This is a genomic window from Chthonobacter rhizosphaerae, assembly GCF_013839525.1.
Taxonomy (GTDB): Bacteria; Pseudomonadota; Alphaproteobacteria; order Rhizobiales; family Pleomorphomonadaceae; genus Chthonobacter; species Chthonobacter rhizosphaerae.
Genome location: NZ_JACDIS010000009.1, coordinates 106,902 through 121,242 on the forward strand (window position 1 = coordinate 106,902; position 14,341 = coordinate 121,242).

The 14,341-nt window shown below is 70.3% G+C and carries 13 protein-coding genes; 7 read left to right on the forward strand and 6 right to left on the reverse strand.

The features are described from left to right. Positions 1-49 precede the first annotated feature (49 nt). Complete coding sequence (locus HND91_RS16480) at positions 50-808, reverse strand: DUF2243 domain-containing protein (protein WP_181707697.1); 759 nt, start codon at positions 806-808, stop codon at positions 50-52. Positions 809-1,044: 236 nt separating this feature from the next. On the opposite strand from HND91_RS16480, the gene HND91_RS16485 reads away from it, so the two are divergent. Both HND91_RS16485 and HND91_RS16490 read left to right on the forward strand, forming a co-directional pair. After that, positions 1,045-2,721: a methyl-accepting chemotaxis protein gene (locus tag HND91_RS16485; RefSeq protein WP_181707698.1), complete on the forward strand. Its 1,677-nt coding sequence runs from the start codon at positions 1,045-1,047 to the stop codon at positions 2,719-2,721. 170 nt (positions 2,722-2,891) lie between these two features. Beyond that, entirely contained in the window at positions 2,892-4,979 is a 2,088-nt protein-coding gene (locus HND91_RS16490) for a molybdopterin oxidoreductase family protein (protein ID WP_181707699.1), read from the forward strand. Between the two features lie 15 nt (positions 4,980-4,994). On the opposite strand, the gene HND91_RS16495 is transcribed toward HND91_RS16490, so the two are convergent. From HND91_RS16495 to HND91_RS16505, 3 genes are all read right to left on the reverse strand, one after another. Further along, positions 4,995-5,243, reverse strand: a complete 249-nt coding sequence (locus HND91_RS16495; protein WP_181707700.1) for a hypothetical protein — start codon at positions 5,241-5,243, stop codon at positions 4,995-4,997. A 107-nt stretch (positions 5,244-5,350) separates the two neighbouring features. After that, positions 5,351-6,253 (reverse strand): alpha/beta fold hydrolase, encoded by a 903-nt coding sequence (locus HND91_RS16500; protein WP_181707701.1) that lies wholly within the window; start codon positions 6,251-6,253, stop codon positions 5,351-5,353. Positions 6,254-6,390: 137 nt separating this feature from the next. Then, positions 6,391-7,842, reverse strand: coding sequence for a UPF0149 family protein (locus tag HND91_RS16505; RefSeq protein WP_181707702.1), 1,452 nt, complete (start codon positions 7,840-7,842; stop codon positions 6,391-6,393). Between the two features lie 263 nt (positions 7,843-8,105). Here HND91_RS16505 and HND91_RS16510 point away from each other — a divergent pair, with 263 nt between their 5' ends. The 5 genes from HND91_RS16510 to HND91_RS16525 all read left to right on the forward strand — a co-directional run bounded on the left by HND91_RS16510 (position 8,106) and on the right by HND91_RS16525 (position 12,588). Next, entirely contained in the window at positions 8,106-9,389 is a 1,284-nt protein-coding gene (locus HND91_RS16510) for an efflux RND transporter periplasmic adaptor subunit (RefSeq protein WP_181707703.1), read from the forward strand. Between the two features lie 10 nt (positions 9,390-9,399). Continuing rightward, positions 9,400-10,122: an ABC transporter ATP-binding protein gene (locus tag HND91_RS16515; protein ID WP_181707704.1), complete on the forward strand. Its 723-nt coding sequence runs from the start codon at positions 9,400-9,402 to the stop codon at positions 10,120-10,122. Continuing rightward, entirely contained in the window at positions 10,116-11,321 is a 1,206-nt protein-coding gene (locus HND91_RS16520; protein ID WP_181707705.1) for an ABC transporter permease, read from the forward strand. The genes HND91_RS16515 and HND91_RS16520 overlap by 7 nt, the downstream gene beginning before the upstream one ends. A gap of 67 nt (positions 11,322-11,388) precedes the next feature. Continuing rightward, on the forward strand, positions 11,389-11,517 hold the full coding sequence (locus tag HND91_RS23105; RefSeq protein ID WP_281379123.1) for a hypothetical protein: 129 nt from the start codon (positions 11,389-11,391) through the stop codon (positions 11,515-11,517). 9 nt (positions 11,518-11,526) lie between these two features. Continuing rightward, positions 11,527-12,588 (forward strand): dipeptidase, encoded by a 1,062-nt coding sequence (locus tag HND91_RS16525; protein WP_181707706.1) that lies wholly within the window; start codon positions 11,527-11,529, stop codon positions 12,586-12,588. Positions 12,589-12,620: 32 nt separating this feature from the next. Here the strand turns inward: HND91_RS16525 and HND91_RS16530 are convergent, their stop codons facing one another. Together HND91_RS16530 and HND91_RS16535 are read right to left on the reverse strand one after the other, a co-directional pair. After that, on the reverse strand, positions 12,621-13,013 hold the full coding sequence (locus HND91_RS16530) for a DUF2293 domain-containing protein (RefSeq protein ID WP_181707707.1): 393 nt from the start codon (positions 13,011-13,013) through the stop codon (positions 12,621-12,623). A 21-nt stretch (positions 13,014-13,034) separates the two neighbouring features. Then, positions 13,035-13,868, reverse strand: a complete 834-nt coding sequence (locus HND91_RS16535) for an aldo/keto reductase (protein ID WP_181707708.1) — start codon at positions 13,866-13,868, stop codon at positions 13,035-13,037. Positions 13,869-14,341 lie beyond the last annotated feature (473 nt).

The following is a 14,341-nucleotide window of genomic DNA, read 5'->3' on the forward strand; positions in this document are numbered from 1 at the left end:
CCGATCCCGCGGGCTTTTTTGTTCGGCGTCGATCCATGCCCCGCCGTGGTCAGCCGCCAAAGCAGGCAGCCTGCGCGATGCCGGCGCCGACGAAGAGGGCGCCCTCGGCGTAGAGCGTCGAGGCGGTTGCGCCCGCCACCTGCCAGACGCCCGCCTCCGCGTTCGCCGCCATCACCGTGCCGCCGGCCCTCGCCACGGCCACCAACGCCGCCTCGGGCGCGACGCCTTCGCGGAACACCACCACGGAGGCAGGCGCGCCGAGCGGCTGCAGGGCCACTGCCCCGGTCGCAACCACCAGCATGGCCAGGGTCGGTGCCGTTTGTCGGCCGAACGACACGGCGGCCGACCGTGCCTTCAGGCCGGCGACCGTGAACACCAGCCCGAGGGCGAAGAAGACCAGATCCCACACGATCGGCGTCGCGCTGTCCTGCCGGATGCGATGAAGGCCGAGGACCCAGTGGACCAGCACCGCGTCAACCAGGTGCCAGGCGCCAAACCCGACCATGAACCAGGCGACCAGGTGCAGGCCCGCGCCCGGTCGGTTGAAGCCGGTGCGCACGCTCCACAACAAGGCGAGCCCCACGCTGCCGATCGCGTACATGGCCGCGTGGAAGAGGCCATCGGCCAGCACCTGGAAGCGCAGATCGGCCGGGTCCGACACGCCGGACAGGAGATGGTGCCACTGGAAGATCTGATGCAGCAGGATCCCGTCGAAGAAGCCTGCGAACGCGAACCCGAGGCAGCCCGCACCCCAGGCCTGCCCGGCGGGTCGCGACATCACAGGGTGGTCGATGGCAACGTACGTCATGCAACGAAGGTCCCGGAGAGCGACCGGATGAGCCGTGGAGGTCGGGGGACGATGCCCCACGGACCACCTCGAACGGCAACCCTTCATAAGCGAAAAGGATCCAGGACCGGGATGTCGCAAATGTTGTTATTGATTCGCCGTGTCTATTGGTAGAAACACTGAATTGGTCTTTAAAACTAACAGATTGTTAGCAGGTGAACGGCAACGATGGTGACTCCTGGTCCAGGAGACATACCATGCGCCTAACCGTCAGAACGTCCCTCATCGCGTGTTTCTCGCTCATCCTGCTCGCTGTGGCCGCTCTCGGTTTCGCAGCCGTCGCCGGCTCCAACGCACTCCGGGACAACACAGCCGCAATTGCGACGAACTGGTTGCCGAGCGTCCGGATTGTGAACGTGATCAACACGGCCACGTCCGATTACCGCATCGCGGAAGCGTCGCACATCATGTCCAGCTCCGACGCCGGCATGGCCAAGGCGGAATCGGACATTCGCGTCGTCTCCCAAGCGATCGAGGACGCTCGCCGGACCTACGAAGCGCTGATCAGCTCCGACGAGGAGCAGGCGATCTATGACACGTTCGGAAAGCTCTGGGGCACCTACCTGACCCAGAGCGCCGCGATTCTCGATCTGTCCCGGAAGAACCGCAACGAAGAGGCTTCCACCCAGTTCGGCACGGTCACGCGGTCGACCTTCGAAAAGGCTTCCGAGGTGCTGGTGCAACTGATCGCCCTCAATGATCGGGGCGCCGCCGAGGCCTATGACAGCGCCCAGGCGACCGCCGCGTCCACGTCCATCGCCATCTGGACCACCGCCATCGTCTCGCTGCTCGTCATCGTCTGCGGCCTCGGCTATGTGGTCGTCGGCGTCACCAGGCCGCTGAACGCGGTCGCCACCGTCATGAGCAAGGTCGCCGGCGGGGCTCTCGACGCGACGATTCCCTTCGTGCAGCGCGGCGACGAGATCGGCGATGTCGCCCGCACCTTGGAGACGTTCCGCGCCAGCCTCGTCGAACAGGAGCGTATGCGCGCCGGTCAGGCGGCCGCTCGGGAGGCCGAGGCGCGCCGTGTGGTCGAAGAAACCGCAGCCGTGAAAACGTTCGAGGCGAACCTCACGCGCCTTGCCGACGGCTTCGTGAAGGCCTCCACGGAAGTCGCGGACGCGGCCCGCAACCTGTCCGCCACCGCGGAGGAGACCAGCCGGCAGGCCCAGTCGGTGGCTGGCGCCGCCGAGGAGACAGCCGGCAACGTCCAGACCGTAGCGGCCGGCGCGGAGGAACTCAGCGTCTCCATTCGCGAGATCACCAACCAGGTTGCCCGTTCGGCCACCATCGCCACCGCAGCCGCCGAAGACGCCGGTCGCACCAGCGACAACATCCGCTCGCTGTCCTCGGCCGCCCAGCAGATCGGCGAGGTGGTCGAGCTGATCAGCAACATTGCCGCCCAGACCAACCTGCTCGCCCTCAACGCCACCATCGAGGCGGCGCGCGCGGGCGAGGCGGGCAAGGGGTTCGCGGTGGTCGCCTCCGAAGTGAAGCAGCTGGCGACCCAGACCGGCAAGGCCACCGAAGAGATCGGCCGCAAGGTGTCCGAAATCCAGAGCGCCACCCAGACCACGGTGGAGAGCATCAACCGGATCGTCGACACCGTGCGGACCATCCGTGAAGTCACGGGCGCCATCGCCAGCGCCGTGGAGGAACAGGGCGCGGCCACCGGCGAGATCGCCAGCAACACCCAGCGGGCGGCCGCCGGCACGTCGGACGTCACGCAGACCATCGCGGGGGTCGGGACCTCGGCGGAGCACACGGGCGCAGCCTCGACCCAGCTGATGAGCCTGTCCCGCGGTCTCCAGGAGCAGAGCGACCTCCTGAAGCAGGAGCTCGCGCGCTTCGTGAGCCGCAACAAGGCGGCTTGACGCGAGGGTTCGCCGTGACCGCGGGCGAACTCGGGGACCGAAGGTCGGCCCCGTCCTGTCAGGCTGTCCGTCGCACCTGCGACGGCATGCTTGACGGGGCTGGGCCGAGCGCCGATTTTGGCCGGCCCGGACCCGACGGGGACGCCCGCCCGCCAAGGAAGCCAGCTTAGATGAACGCCCCCGTCCTGCCCGCCATCCGCCATTCCGCCTGCCCGCACGACTGCCCGTCCACCTGCGCCCTCGACGTGGAGGTTCTGGACGGCCGGACCATCGGGCGCATCCGCGGGTCCGTGGACAACGACTACACGGCCGGCGTCATCTGCGCGAAGGTCGCCCGCTATTCCGAACGCATCCATCACGCCGACCGGCTGACGAAGCCGCTCCTGCGCACCGGCCCGAAGGGCTCGGGCCAGTTCACGCCCATCGGGTGGGACGAGGCGCTCGACCGGGTGGCGGAGGCCTTCATCGAGGCGGAGCGGCGGCACGGGGCGGAGGCCGTGTGGCCCTACTTCTACGCCGGCACCATGGGCCTCGTGCAGCGGGACGGCATCAACCGCCTGCGGCACGTGAAGAAATACTCCAGGATGTTCGACACCATCTGCACCAACCCGGCCTGGACCGGGTGGATCGCCGGCACGGGCCGGCTCGCCGGGCCGGACCCGCGCGAGATGGCGCTCGCCGACTGCGTGGTGATCTGGGGCACCAACGCGGTCGCCACCCAGGTCAACGTGATGACCCACGCGGTGCGCGCCCGGAAGACGCGCGGCGCCACCCTCGTGGCGGTCGACGTCTACGAGACCGAGACCATCCGGCAGGCCGATATGGGCCTCGTCATCCGCCCCGGCACCGACGCGGCGCTCGCCTGCGCGGTCATGCACGTGGCCTTCCGCGACGGCTATGCGGACCGGGCCTACATGGCCCGCTACGCCGACGCGCCGGAGGACTTGGAGGCGCATCTCCAGTCGCGCAGCCCCGCCTGGGCCGCCGAGATCACCGGCCTTTCGGTGGAGACCATCGAGGCGTTCGCCAGGCTGGTCGGCACCACCAGGAAGACCTTCTTCCGCCTCGGCTACGGCTTCACCCGCACGCGCAACGGCACCGTGTCCATGCACGCGGCCTCGTCGATCGCCACGGTGCTGGGCTCCTGGCAGTACGAGGGCGGCGGCGCCTTCCACAACAACGGGGCGATCTACCGACTCAACAAGATGATGATCGAGGGCCTCGACGCCCTCGACCACGGCACCCGCCAGCTCGACCAGTCGCGCATCGGCGCCATCCTCCTCGGCGAGGACGACGCGCTCGCCGGCGGGCCGCCGGTGACCGCCATGCTGATCCAGAACACCAACCCGGTGTCGGTCTGTCCGGAGCAGGACAAGGTGCTGAAGGGCTTCGCCCGCGAAGACCTCTTCGTCTGCGTCCACGAGCAGTTCATGACCGACACCGCCCGCATGGCCGACCTGGTGCTGCCGGCGACCATGTTCCTGGAGCACGACGACATCTACAAGGGCGGCGGGCACCAGTACATCCTCTACGGGCCGAAGCTGATCGACGCGCCGGGCGAGGCGCGCGAGAACCACTTCGTCCATGTGGAGCTCGCCAAACGGCTCGGCGCGGAGCACCGGGGCTTCGCCATGACCCCGCGCGAGCACGTGGACTGGATGCTCCAGAAGTCCGGCTGGGGCACGCTGGAGGCCCTGGAGGCGAACCGCTGGATCAACGCCCAGCCGGACTTCGAGACCGCCCACTTCCTGAACGGCTTTGGCTACCCGGACGGCAAGTTCCGCTTCCGGCCCGACTGGACGCGCGTGAAGGCGTCGAACATGGGGCCGATGGGCCCGTGGGAGGCCATGCCCGCGCTGCCGGACTTCTGGCCCGTGATAGAGGCGGCCGACGAGACCCATCCGTTCCGGCTGGTGACGGCGCCGGCCCGGTCCTTCCTCAACTCCACCTTCGTGGAGACGTCCGGCTCGGTGAAGCGCGAGGGGCGGCCGACGGTGAAGATCCGCCCGGACGACGCCGCCCGCGTCGGCATCGCGGACGGCGACCCGGTCGTGCTCGGCAACGAGCGCGGCACGGTGGGCTCGACGGCGGAAATCTTCGCCGGGCTCCAGCCGGGCGTGCTGGTGGCCGAGGGGATCTGGCCGAACACCGCGCACCCGGACGGGCGCGGCATCAACACGCTCGTCGGCGCCGACCAGGTGGCGCCCTACGGCGGCGCGGCCTTCCACGACATCAAGGTCTGGATCCGGAAGGCCTGACCGCCGGCGAGATCGTCAGGCCGTCTTCGACGTGGTGATCGAGCCCTCCGGCTCCACCGTGAAGCGGAACTCGTTGCTGCCGGTGTTGCGTCCCCACCAGTAGCCTTTCGCCTCGTCGTAGCCGAAGAACTGGTAGGCCCGGCTGGCGTCCTCGGCGTTCGCCCGCGCCTGCTGCTCGGACGACGATTCGAAGCCGTCGAAAACGGCCTCGTCCACCAGGGTGTGGTTCACGAATTCGCGGCGGACCACGCAGTAGAGCGTCATGGTGATCTCCTTGTGAGGCACGGGCGGGCCATCGCTTCCACGGCGCGGCCCTCGCGGACTGGAACGGTCCTCCGCCGGATCGGTTGCGCCGGCGGACGTTCCGGGGCCTACGCGTCCACCGTGTCGCGCACCGCCTTCGACGGCCGCTTCGCGTCGCCCGGCCCGGCGGCCGCGCGGCGGATCAGCCGCCGCAGCGCGTCCAGCACCGCGCCGGGGTCGGCGTGGTGGGGCGTGTGGCCGACGCCCGGCATCACGGTCACCTCCGCGCCGGTGAGCAGCGAGGTGAGCCAGTCCACGTGGTGCAGCGGATCGGCGATGGTGTCCTTCTCGCCGACGATCACAGACACCGGCGCCGCCACGGCGGCGATCTCCGCCCAGGCGTCCGTGCTCAGGTTGTTGAAGGCGATCAGTTCGGCCGCCATGGTCTGGATCGCCACCGGCTGGGCCGCGTGGGCGAACGGGAAGTCCAGCAGGTAGTCCGGCACCCGGTCCGGGTGGAGGGCGACCGCGAGGCGGCTCGGCCCGATCAGCGGAACCAGGCGCGGCAGCACCGCGTGGCGCAGCACCCCGCCGATGACGGGCGTCATCAGGGCGCGCATCAGCGGCATCGCCGGATGGTCCGTCGGCCGGCAGAAGGGCGCGATCAGGCAGAGCGCGCGCAGCCTTTCCGGGTGGCGGAGGCCGAACTGGAGCGCCGTCGCGGACCCGAGCGAATGGGCGAGCACCACCGCGTCATCGAGCCCCAGATGGTCCATCACGTCCGCCAGCCAGTCCGCCTGCGCCGCAGGCCCGGCGCCGCCCTCCGGCAGCGGGTCGCTGAAGCCGTAGCCCGGCCGGTCCACGGCGATCAGCCGGAGCCCGCGGGCGCCCGGCTCCAGGGCGGCCATCATCTCCTCGGCGAGGCTGCAGCAGCCATGGAGCACCACCACCGGCGTGCCGTGCCCCGCGTCGATCGCGTGGACGGTCCGACCGTCGACATCGAGGAGAGTGCCGGTGCGCGGGGATGCCATGATGCGTATCGTCCGAAAAGCCCTGATCGCGCCTGCGGTTGCGGGCGCTTCCTCATGGCAAACGGACTTCGCCGGCTTTGGTTTCCACGCGGCCGATCACACCTTGGTGCGTCGCACCATGCTGCCGGACGCGGCTGTCAGGCCCCGTGGCACTTCTTGAACTTCCTGCCGCTGCCGCACGGGCACGGGTCGTTGCGGCCGACGCCCGCATAGCTCGCCTCGACCACGGGCAACGCCCTCGCGTCCATGGGCTGTCCGCCCCGCCTGGCGCGCGCGAGAGCCGCCAGAGCGGTCGGCAGCGTCGCGAAGAACTCGGCCCGGGCGTCCGCGGCCATCCGGCGCGTCATCTTCCGGCCCGGCGGCGCGGCGAGCACCACCAGCGTCTCCAGGATCGGAACCGCGCCCGCGCGCTGGATGAAGGCCGTCCAGCGGGTGTCGTCGAGGTTCACGGCGAACAGGAAGCCCGCGGCCCAGCCGGCGCCCGACCCGTCGCCCAGAGGCGCCACCGGTATCTCGTACGGCTGGTCCTCCTCGATCATGGTGCGGCGGGCGTTCAGGTGACGGCGCGCGATCTCGCGCGCCCTGGCCTCGATGGCTTCGTCCGGAAACGGCGGCACCGTTTCGGCGTCCGGCCCGGCCAGAAGGATCGGGAACCACTCGTCCTCCGGCACCGTGAGCGGACCCACGGCGACGCCGGTGAGGAAGCCGTCCATCTCCTCGAAGGTGAGGGCGTCCTCGCCGCCGACCAGGTAGAGCGTCTCGATCAGCCAAGCGATCTCGTCGCTGTGGGCCGGAAGCTGGGCGCGCACCTCGGCGACGCCGAACATGCCGGGCACATAGGCCTGCGGATCGAGGGGCGTCAGGCCGGCCGCCGGATCGGTCACCGGAACGACCTGGATCTCTTCGAAGTTGGTCGGATCGGACGGGTCCGCCACGGCCCTCGCGTACATGGCCTCCAGATCCGCGACCCCGAGGTCGTCTCCCTGCGCCGCAAGCTGCTTGTGGGCCTGACGGAGTTTCGCCATGGCGCGGGGCAGGCCGAGCCCCGCGATCACGTCCTCCATGACGATCCGGACGAGTTCGTCGTGGCGATCGAGCCTTAAATCGAACGCCGACAGCATCATGGTGTCGACGGCGGCCCGTTCGATCCGCCCGTCGAAGGCCAGGCGGGCGATGGTGTAGAGCAGCACCGGCCAGGTCGTCGGCGGCAGCCCGCGCGACAGGAACCGCGCCTTCAGGGCCTCCGCGTCGCCGTCATGGAGGGTCGCGAGGATCGACGCGAGCTCGGACACCATGGCGTCGCCGAAGAACCGCTCGAACGCGAGCGGGTTCGTGTCCAGCGCCTGGAGAAGCGGCCCGAAGAGGCCGGCGCGTCCCGCCGCGGCCATTGCCGGCAGCGCGTAGAGCATCATCTGCTCGTCCTCGGGCAGCGCGATGCCGCCGCGGCCCAGGGTGTCCAGCACGGCGCGGACCTGCGGCTCCAGGTCGTCCGCCCGCTCCACCGCTTCGCGCAGATCCTCGTCGCTCGGCCGCGGCTTCGCCCAGCGCAGGCGGTGCGGAAGATCATGGTTCTCGGCCCGGTCGCTCATCTAAAGGTCCCCGGCGTCAGGCGGCGCGGCGGCCTGCGGCCTTTCCGTTTGTGGCGATCCATCCCAAATGGGTAAGGACCGGTCGCAGTCTCGCGAGACCGGCGAACGGCCGTTTCCATAGCAGCATCAAGGCGCCGGCGCGACCGCTTGATCCAGCGCGGCGTTTCCTTCGCGACAGGTCGTTACATCTCCAGGCGAGCGCTGCCGCCGGCGCTTTGGCACACTCTTCGGTGCGCATCCGCGCACGCCAGATCGGATCCTCGATGACGACGCTCGATCACCCCGCCGCCACCCGCCCAGCCGTCAAGGAGGTGCTGGACCGGGCCGCCCGCGCCCGCCGGCCGCGCCGGATCGCCGCCCGCGTCGCCTGGACGCTGCTGGCGCTCGCGCTCGCCGGCGGCGCGGCGTCCTGGTGGATGGGGCGCGGCGAGACCGTGGTCGCCTTCGTGACGAAGCCGGTGAGCGAGGGCGGGCTGACCGTCACCGTCACGGCGACCGGCTCGCTCTACCCCACGAACCAGGTGGAGGTGGGCAGCGAGCAGTCCGGCACCGTGCGCCGGGTGGCGGTGGACTTCAATTCCAGGGTCGCCAAGGGCGACGTCCTCGCCGAACTCGACACGGACAAGCTCGCCGCCGCGGTGGAGAGCGCCCGCGCCAAGCTCGCCGCCGCCGAGGCCAACGTCGCCGAGGCGGACGCCACCATCGTCGAGAAGAAGGGCGACTTCGACCGCAAGTCCGTGCTCCTGGAGCGGCGGGTCATCTCCAGCCAGGAGCTGGAGACCGCCCGGGCCGCCTACGACCGGGCGCTCGCCGCGCGCAAGAGCGCGGCCGCCCAGGTGGAGGTGGCGGCGGCCGACCTCCGGCTCGCCGAGACCAATCTCGCCAAGACGCGCATCCTCTCGCCCATCGACGGCATCGTGCTCACCCGCTCGGTCGACCCCGGCCAGACCGTGGCGGCGTCCCTCCAGGCGCCCGTGCTCTTCACCCTCGCCGAGGACCTTTCCAAGATGGACCTCCGCGTCGACGTGGACGAGGCGGACGTCGGCCGCGTGGCCGTCGGCCAGAAGGCCACCTTCACGGTGGACGCCTATCCGGACCGCGCCTTCCCGGCCTCCATCCGCGACGTGCGCTTCGCCTCGGAGACGACCCAGAACGTCGTCACCTACAAGGCGCTGCTGACCGTGGACAACGCGGACCTGTCGCTCCGCCCGGGCATGACGGCGACCGCCGACATCGTGGTGGACGAGGTCGAGACCGCGCTCCTGGTGGACAACGCGGCGCTCCGGTTCACGCCGCCGTCCGAGGAGACGGACGCGCGCGGCAGCGCCGGCCTGTTCAGCTTCTTCATGCGCCGTCCGCCGCAAACGTCCGAGCCCAAGCCGGAATCCGCGACCGGAGAACAGCGCACGCTCTATGTGGAGCGCAACGGCGTCGCCGTGCCGGTGCCCGTCACCGTCGGGCCGACCGACGGCCGGCTGACGGTGATCCGGTCCGGCGAGATCCGGGCCGGCGATCCCGTCATCGTCGACTACACCGAAGCCAGGTGAGGCCCGCCCTATGGACGCCGGACCGCTCCCGCCGCCGCTGATCGCGCTCCACGGCGTCTCCCGCGTCTACGGCCGGGGCGAGGCCGAGGTCGTGGCGCTCGCCCGGGTGGACCTGGAGATCCGACAGGGGGAGTTCGTGGCCATCATGGGGCCGTCGGGGTCGGGCAAGTCCACGGCGATGAACATCCTCGGCTGCCTCGACACGCCGACCGGGGGCGACTACCTGTTCGACGGCGTTTCGGCGGGCGACCTCGACCGCGACGGCCGCACGCTGCTCCGACGCTCCTTCATCGGCTTCGTGTTCCAGGGTTTCAACCTCCTGCCGCGCACGACCGCGCTCGAGAACGTGGAGCTTCCGCTCGTCTACCGGGGCATGCCGGCGGACCGGCGGGCGGTCCTGGCCGCCGACGCGTTGGCGCGGGTGGGCCTATCGGGACGCGAGGACCATACACCGTCCGAGCTTTCCGGCGGCCAGCAGCAGCGCGTCGCCATCGCGCGGGCGATCGTCACGGACCCGCTCCTCCTCCTCGCCGACGAACCCACCGGCAACCTGGACACCCGGACCAGCGAGGAGATCATGCACCTCCTCACCGCGCTCAACCGGGAGCGCGGCATCACCGTCGTGATGGTCACGCACGAGCCCGACATCGCCGCCCATGCCCGGCGGGTGATCCGCTTCAAGGACGGTCGGATCGAGGACGACCGGCTCCAGGCGGCGGCGCTGCCATGCTGAGCGAATCCGTCCTCCTGGCCCTCCGGGCGATCCGCCGCAACATCCTGCGCTCCTTCCTCACCGTGCTCGGCGTGGTGATCGGCGTGGCGGCGGTCATCGCCATGGTGACGATCGGCAACGGCGCCACCGTGCGCATCCAGTCGGAGCTCGGCAGCCTCGGCAATAACCTCCTGTTCATCCAGCCGGGGCAGGGCGGCCCGGGCGCGCCGAGCGGGGAGGCGCGGCTGTTCACGGTCGCCGACGCGGAGGCGATCCGCCAGCAGGTTGGCGGCGTGGCGGCGGTCGCGCCGGTGAGCCGGGCATCCGCCACAGTGGTCTACGGCTCGGAGAGCCGCGCCACGACGGTGGTCGGCAGCACGTCCGACTACCTCGTCACCCAAGGCTGGGACATCGCCCTCGGGCGCGGATTCCTCGACGGCGAGGTCCGGGGCGGCCGGTCGGTCTGCGTCATCGGCGAGACCGTGCGCCGCGAGCTGTTCGGCGCCGCCGACCCGGTCGGAGCGTCCATCCGGGTGAGAACCGTGTCCTGCCCGATCGTCGGCGTGCTCGCCGCCAAGGGCCAGTCGGCCGGCGGGGCCGACCAGGACGACACGGTGATCATGCCGCTCCGCGCAGTGCAGCGGCGGCTCTCGGGCACCACCACCGTCGCCACCATCCTGATCTCGGCTGAGGACGGCGTGGACACGGCCCGCGTCCAGGCCGCGACGACCGAGCTCCTGCGCGAGCGGCGCGGCGTGCAGCCGGGCGAGAAGGACGACTTCGCCGTCCGCGACATGCGCCAGATCGTCCAGACCATGACGGCCACCACCGGCGTCCTCACCGGCCTCCTCGGGGCGGTGGCGGCCGTCAGCCTCGTGGTCGGCGGCATCGGCATCATGAACATCATGCTCGTCTCGGTGACCGAGCGCACCCGCGAGATCGGCATCCGCCTCGCCATCGGGGCGCTGGAGCACCAGGTGCTGACCCAGTTCCTGGTCGAGGCGGTGATGCTGTCGCTGTTCGGCGGCCTGGTCGGCATCCTGCTCGGCCTCGGCCTCGCCTTCGCCGCCTCGCAACTCCTGGCGGTGCCCTTCGTGGTCGACCCCGGCGTCGTCGCCGGCGCCTTCGTGTTCTCCGCCTTCGTCGGCATCGCCTTCGGCTACTTCCCCGCCCGCAGCGCCGCCCGCCTCGACCCCATCGAGGCCCTCCGCCGCGAATGACGACGAGCAGGTGCGACACCGGTCGGCAGTTGAAGCCGGCGGGCCGATCGCCGATGATCGCCACCCCATGGCTCGCATGCCCCGGACCCGAGTCGGGTCGTCTCGTCCGGCCGCTGTCCTGCCCTCCGCCGAGGCGGCGCTCGCGCGCGCCCTTCTGCGGCTCGCCCGGCCGGCGGAGCCGCTCCTCCTGATCTGAAGGCGCTCGATGTCCGCTCCGGTTCCTGTCTTCGACGGCCACAACGACGTTCTGCTGCGGCTCCACCTGACGCCGTCGGACAGGCCGGAGCGGCTGTTCCTGGAGGGCGGGGCGGATGGCCACCTGGACCTGCCGCGCGCCCGCGACGGCCGTTTCGTCGGCGGCCTGTTCGCCGTCTTCCCGCCGTCGCCGCGCTCCATCGCGGACGCCGGCAAGGGCATGGTGCCGGGCGGCTACGACCTGCCGCTGCCGCCGGCGCTCGCACTCGACGACGCCCGCGCGAGCACCGTCGCCATGGTGTCCATCCTGCACCGGATCGTGCGACGGTCGAACGGCGCGGTGGCGCTCTGCCGCACGGCGGGCGAGATCCGGGACGCGATCGGGCGCGGCGCGCTCGCCACGGTCCTCCACGTGGAGGGCTGCGAGGCGATCGACACGGACCTGCGCTTCCTCGACGTGCTGCACGCGGCAGGCCTGCGCTCGCTCGGGCCGGTCTGGAGCCGCCACAACGCGTTCGGCCACGGCGTGCCGTTCCGCTTCCCGTCGACGCCGGACACCGGCCCCGGGCTCACCGAGGCGGGCGAGCGCCTGGTGAAGGCCTGCAACGAGCTGAACATCCTGGTGGACCTCTCGCACATCACCGAGCGGGGCTTCTGGGACGTGGCGCGCCTCTCCAAGGCCCCGCTCGTCGCCTCCCATTCGAACGTGCACGCGCTGACCCCGTCGGCGCGCAACCTCACCGACCGCCAGCTCGACGCCATCCGCGACAGCGACGGCCTCGTCGGCCTGAACTTCGCCACCTGCTTCCTGCGCCCGGACGGCGCCATGCGCAGCGACACCACCCTCGATCCCATGATCCGCCACCTGGACGCCCTTATCGAGCGGCTGGGCGAGACCCGCGTCGCCTTCGGGTCCGACTTCGACGGCGCGCTCATCCCCCGTGCGATCGGCACCGTCGCCGGCCTGCCGGCGCTCATCAAGGCGCTCCGCGCCCACGGCTACGACGACGCGCTGCTGGCGAAGATCGGCACGGAGAACTGGCTGCGCGTGCTGGAACTGACGATCGGCTGAGACCCGGCCCGGCCGCGCGGCCGTCCGTCCCGTCAGGGATCGCGGCTCCGGCCGTCCGGCTCCCGGTCGTCGTCCCGATCTTCCGGATCCTCGTCCCGGTCCTCCGGATCCTCGTCCTCGCCGTCCGGGTCGACCCCCTCGGCCACGCTCCGGCGCACGCCCCAGCCCGTCAGCACCTCGTCCATGTCGGCGGCCACGAAATGGCGGGCGCTCGCCTTGTCGAAGCCGTCGTCGAGCAGGTCTTCATAATCGGTGAAGGTGTGGCGCACGTAGGCGACGAGCGACAGCCACGCCGCCGTTTCGGGCGAGGCCGGCTTCAGCCCGCGGCTGTCCATGGCGTGATCCACGATCACGCCGCGCTCGTGCTCCGGCACGCCGGGCGCGAGCCTGAGGAGGGCGGCCTCGATGTCGGTGCGTCGGCCCACGGCGCGCTCCGGCCGGCCCGGTCAGAGCATCTCCAGCGGCCGCTTGCGGCGCGGCGGCTGGTGGGCGGCGTCGATCTCGGCCAGGTCCTCCGGCGTCAGCACGATGTCCGACGCTTCCGCGTTCTGGCGCACGTGCGGCAGCGAACTCGCCTTCGGGATCGCCATCACGTCGCCGTGCCGGATGGCCCAGGCGATGGCGATCTGCGCCGCCGACACCGCGTGCCGCGCCGCCACGGAGGCGAGCGCCCGGGAGGCGAGCAGCTTGCCGCCCTGGCCGACCGGCGAGTAGGCCATCACCGGCATGCCGCGGTCCCGGTGCCAGTCGAGAAGGTCGAACTCGATGCCCCGGTTTTCCGGGTTGTAGAGCACCTGGTTGGTGGCGCAGGGCACGGTGGGCGCCAGCGCCTCCAGTTCCTCCATGTCGGAGACGTCGAAGTTGGAGACGCCCCAGCGGCGGATCTTGCCGTCGCGGATCAGGGTCTCGAACGCCTCCACGGTCTCGGCCAGCGGCGTGCCGCCGCGCCAGTGCAGAAGGTAGAGATCCAGCCGGTCGGTCTTCAGGCGCTTCAGGCTGCGCTCGCAGGCGCGCAGGACGCCGCGCTTGTCGGCGTTGGACGGCAGCACCTTGGAGACCAGGAACAGGCTGTCGCGCCGGCCCGCCATGGCCTCGCCCACCAGATCCTCCGCGTCGCCGTCCCCATACATCTCGGCCGTGTCGATCAGCGTCATGCCGAGGTCCATCCCGGCCTTCAGCGCCGCCACCTCGCGGGCTCGGTTGCGGGCGTCGCCCATCATCCAGGTGCCCTGGCCGATGGCTGGCACCACGGTTCCGTCGTTGAGCGTGACCGTCCGCATCCGGCTTTCTCTCCTCATAAGCGAAACCTGCTCGAAGCCTAGACCACGAGCGCTCCGACAATGTGGCATGAGAGAGGATGTGGGTTCGGCATAGGCCGCCGTCCACAGATGGACGTCGAGCAGGGTTTAAAATACCAGCGTACGAAATCCGCGCATGCTCAGGACGGGGGCTCCTTTTGTCATTGTCAAAGCGGCTCCGGGAAAGCTCCCGGAGCGCTTCGCACCTTCGATAAAGTGTAAAGCACGCTAAGTGAATATCTCTGAACGGATGGTGAGGTGTTCAAGAGATAGTCACAGGAAACGTCGCAGAACTTATGCTCTAGTGCAGACTTCTAATTTTTTACTTGCCGACTGCGTTTAGCTTTGAACACTCATTACATAGCGGCTTCCCGCCAGTGCCGGTCTGATAATTCTCCTTCTCGATGTTATTGCCCGTATTGCAGTTGGTATTGTTGTGGTGGATTGTCTGCTTT

Bases quoted from the DNA above. Each gene is read 5' to 3' on its own strand.
- HND91_RS16480 (WP_181707697.1), bottom strand. From the start codon at position 808: ATGACGTACGTTGCCATCGACCACCCTGTGATGTCGCGACCCGCCGGG.
- HND91_RS16485 (WP_181707698.1), top strand. From the start codon at position 1,045: ATGCGCCTAACCGTCAGAACGTCCCTCATCGCGTGTTTCTCGCTCATC.
- HND91_RS16490 (WP_181707699.1), top strand. From the start codon at position 2,892: ATGAACGCCCCCGTCCTGCCCGCCATCCGCCATTCCGCCTGCCCGCAC.
- HND91_RS16495 (WP_181707700.1), bottom strand. From the start codon at position 5,243: ATGACGCTCTACTGCGTGGTCCGCCGCGAATTCGTGAACCACACCCTG.
- HND91_RS16500 (WP_181707701.1), bottom strand. From the start codon at position 6,253: ATGGCATCCCCGCGCACCGGCACTCTCCTCGATGTCGACGGTCGGACC.
- HND91_RS16505 (WP_181707702.1), bottom strand. From the start codon at position 7,842: ATGAGCGACCGGGCCGAGAACCATGATCTTCCGCACCGCCTGCGCTGG.
- HND91_RS16510 (WP_181707703.1), top strand. From the start codon at position 8,106: ATGACGACGCTCGATCACCCCGCCGCCACCCGCCCAGCCGTCAAGGAG.
- HND91_RS16515 (WP_181707704.1), top strand. From the start codon at position 9,400: ATGGACGCCGGACCGCTCCCGCCGCCGCTGATCGCGCTCCACGGCGTC.
- HND91_RS16520 (WP_181707705.1), top strand. From the start codon at position 10,116: ATGCTGAGCGAATCCGTCCTCCTGGCCCTCCGGGCGATCCGCCGCAAC.
- HND91_RS23105 (WP_281379123.1), top strand. From the start codon at position 11,389: ATGGCTCGCATGCCCCGGACCCGAGTCGGGTCGTCTCGTCCGGCCGCT.
- HND91_RS16525 (WP_181707706.1), top strand. From the start codon at position 11,527: ATGTCCGCTCCGGTTCCTGTCTTCGACGGCCACAACGACGTTCTGCTG.
- HND91_RS16535 (WP_181707708.1), bottom strand. From the start codon at position 13,868: ATGCGGACGGTCACGCTCAACGACGGAACCGTGGTGCCAGCCATCGGC.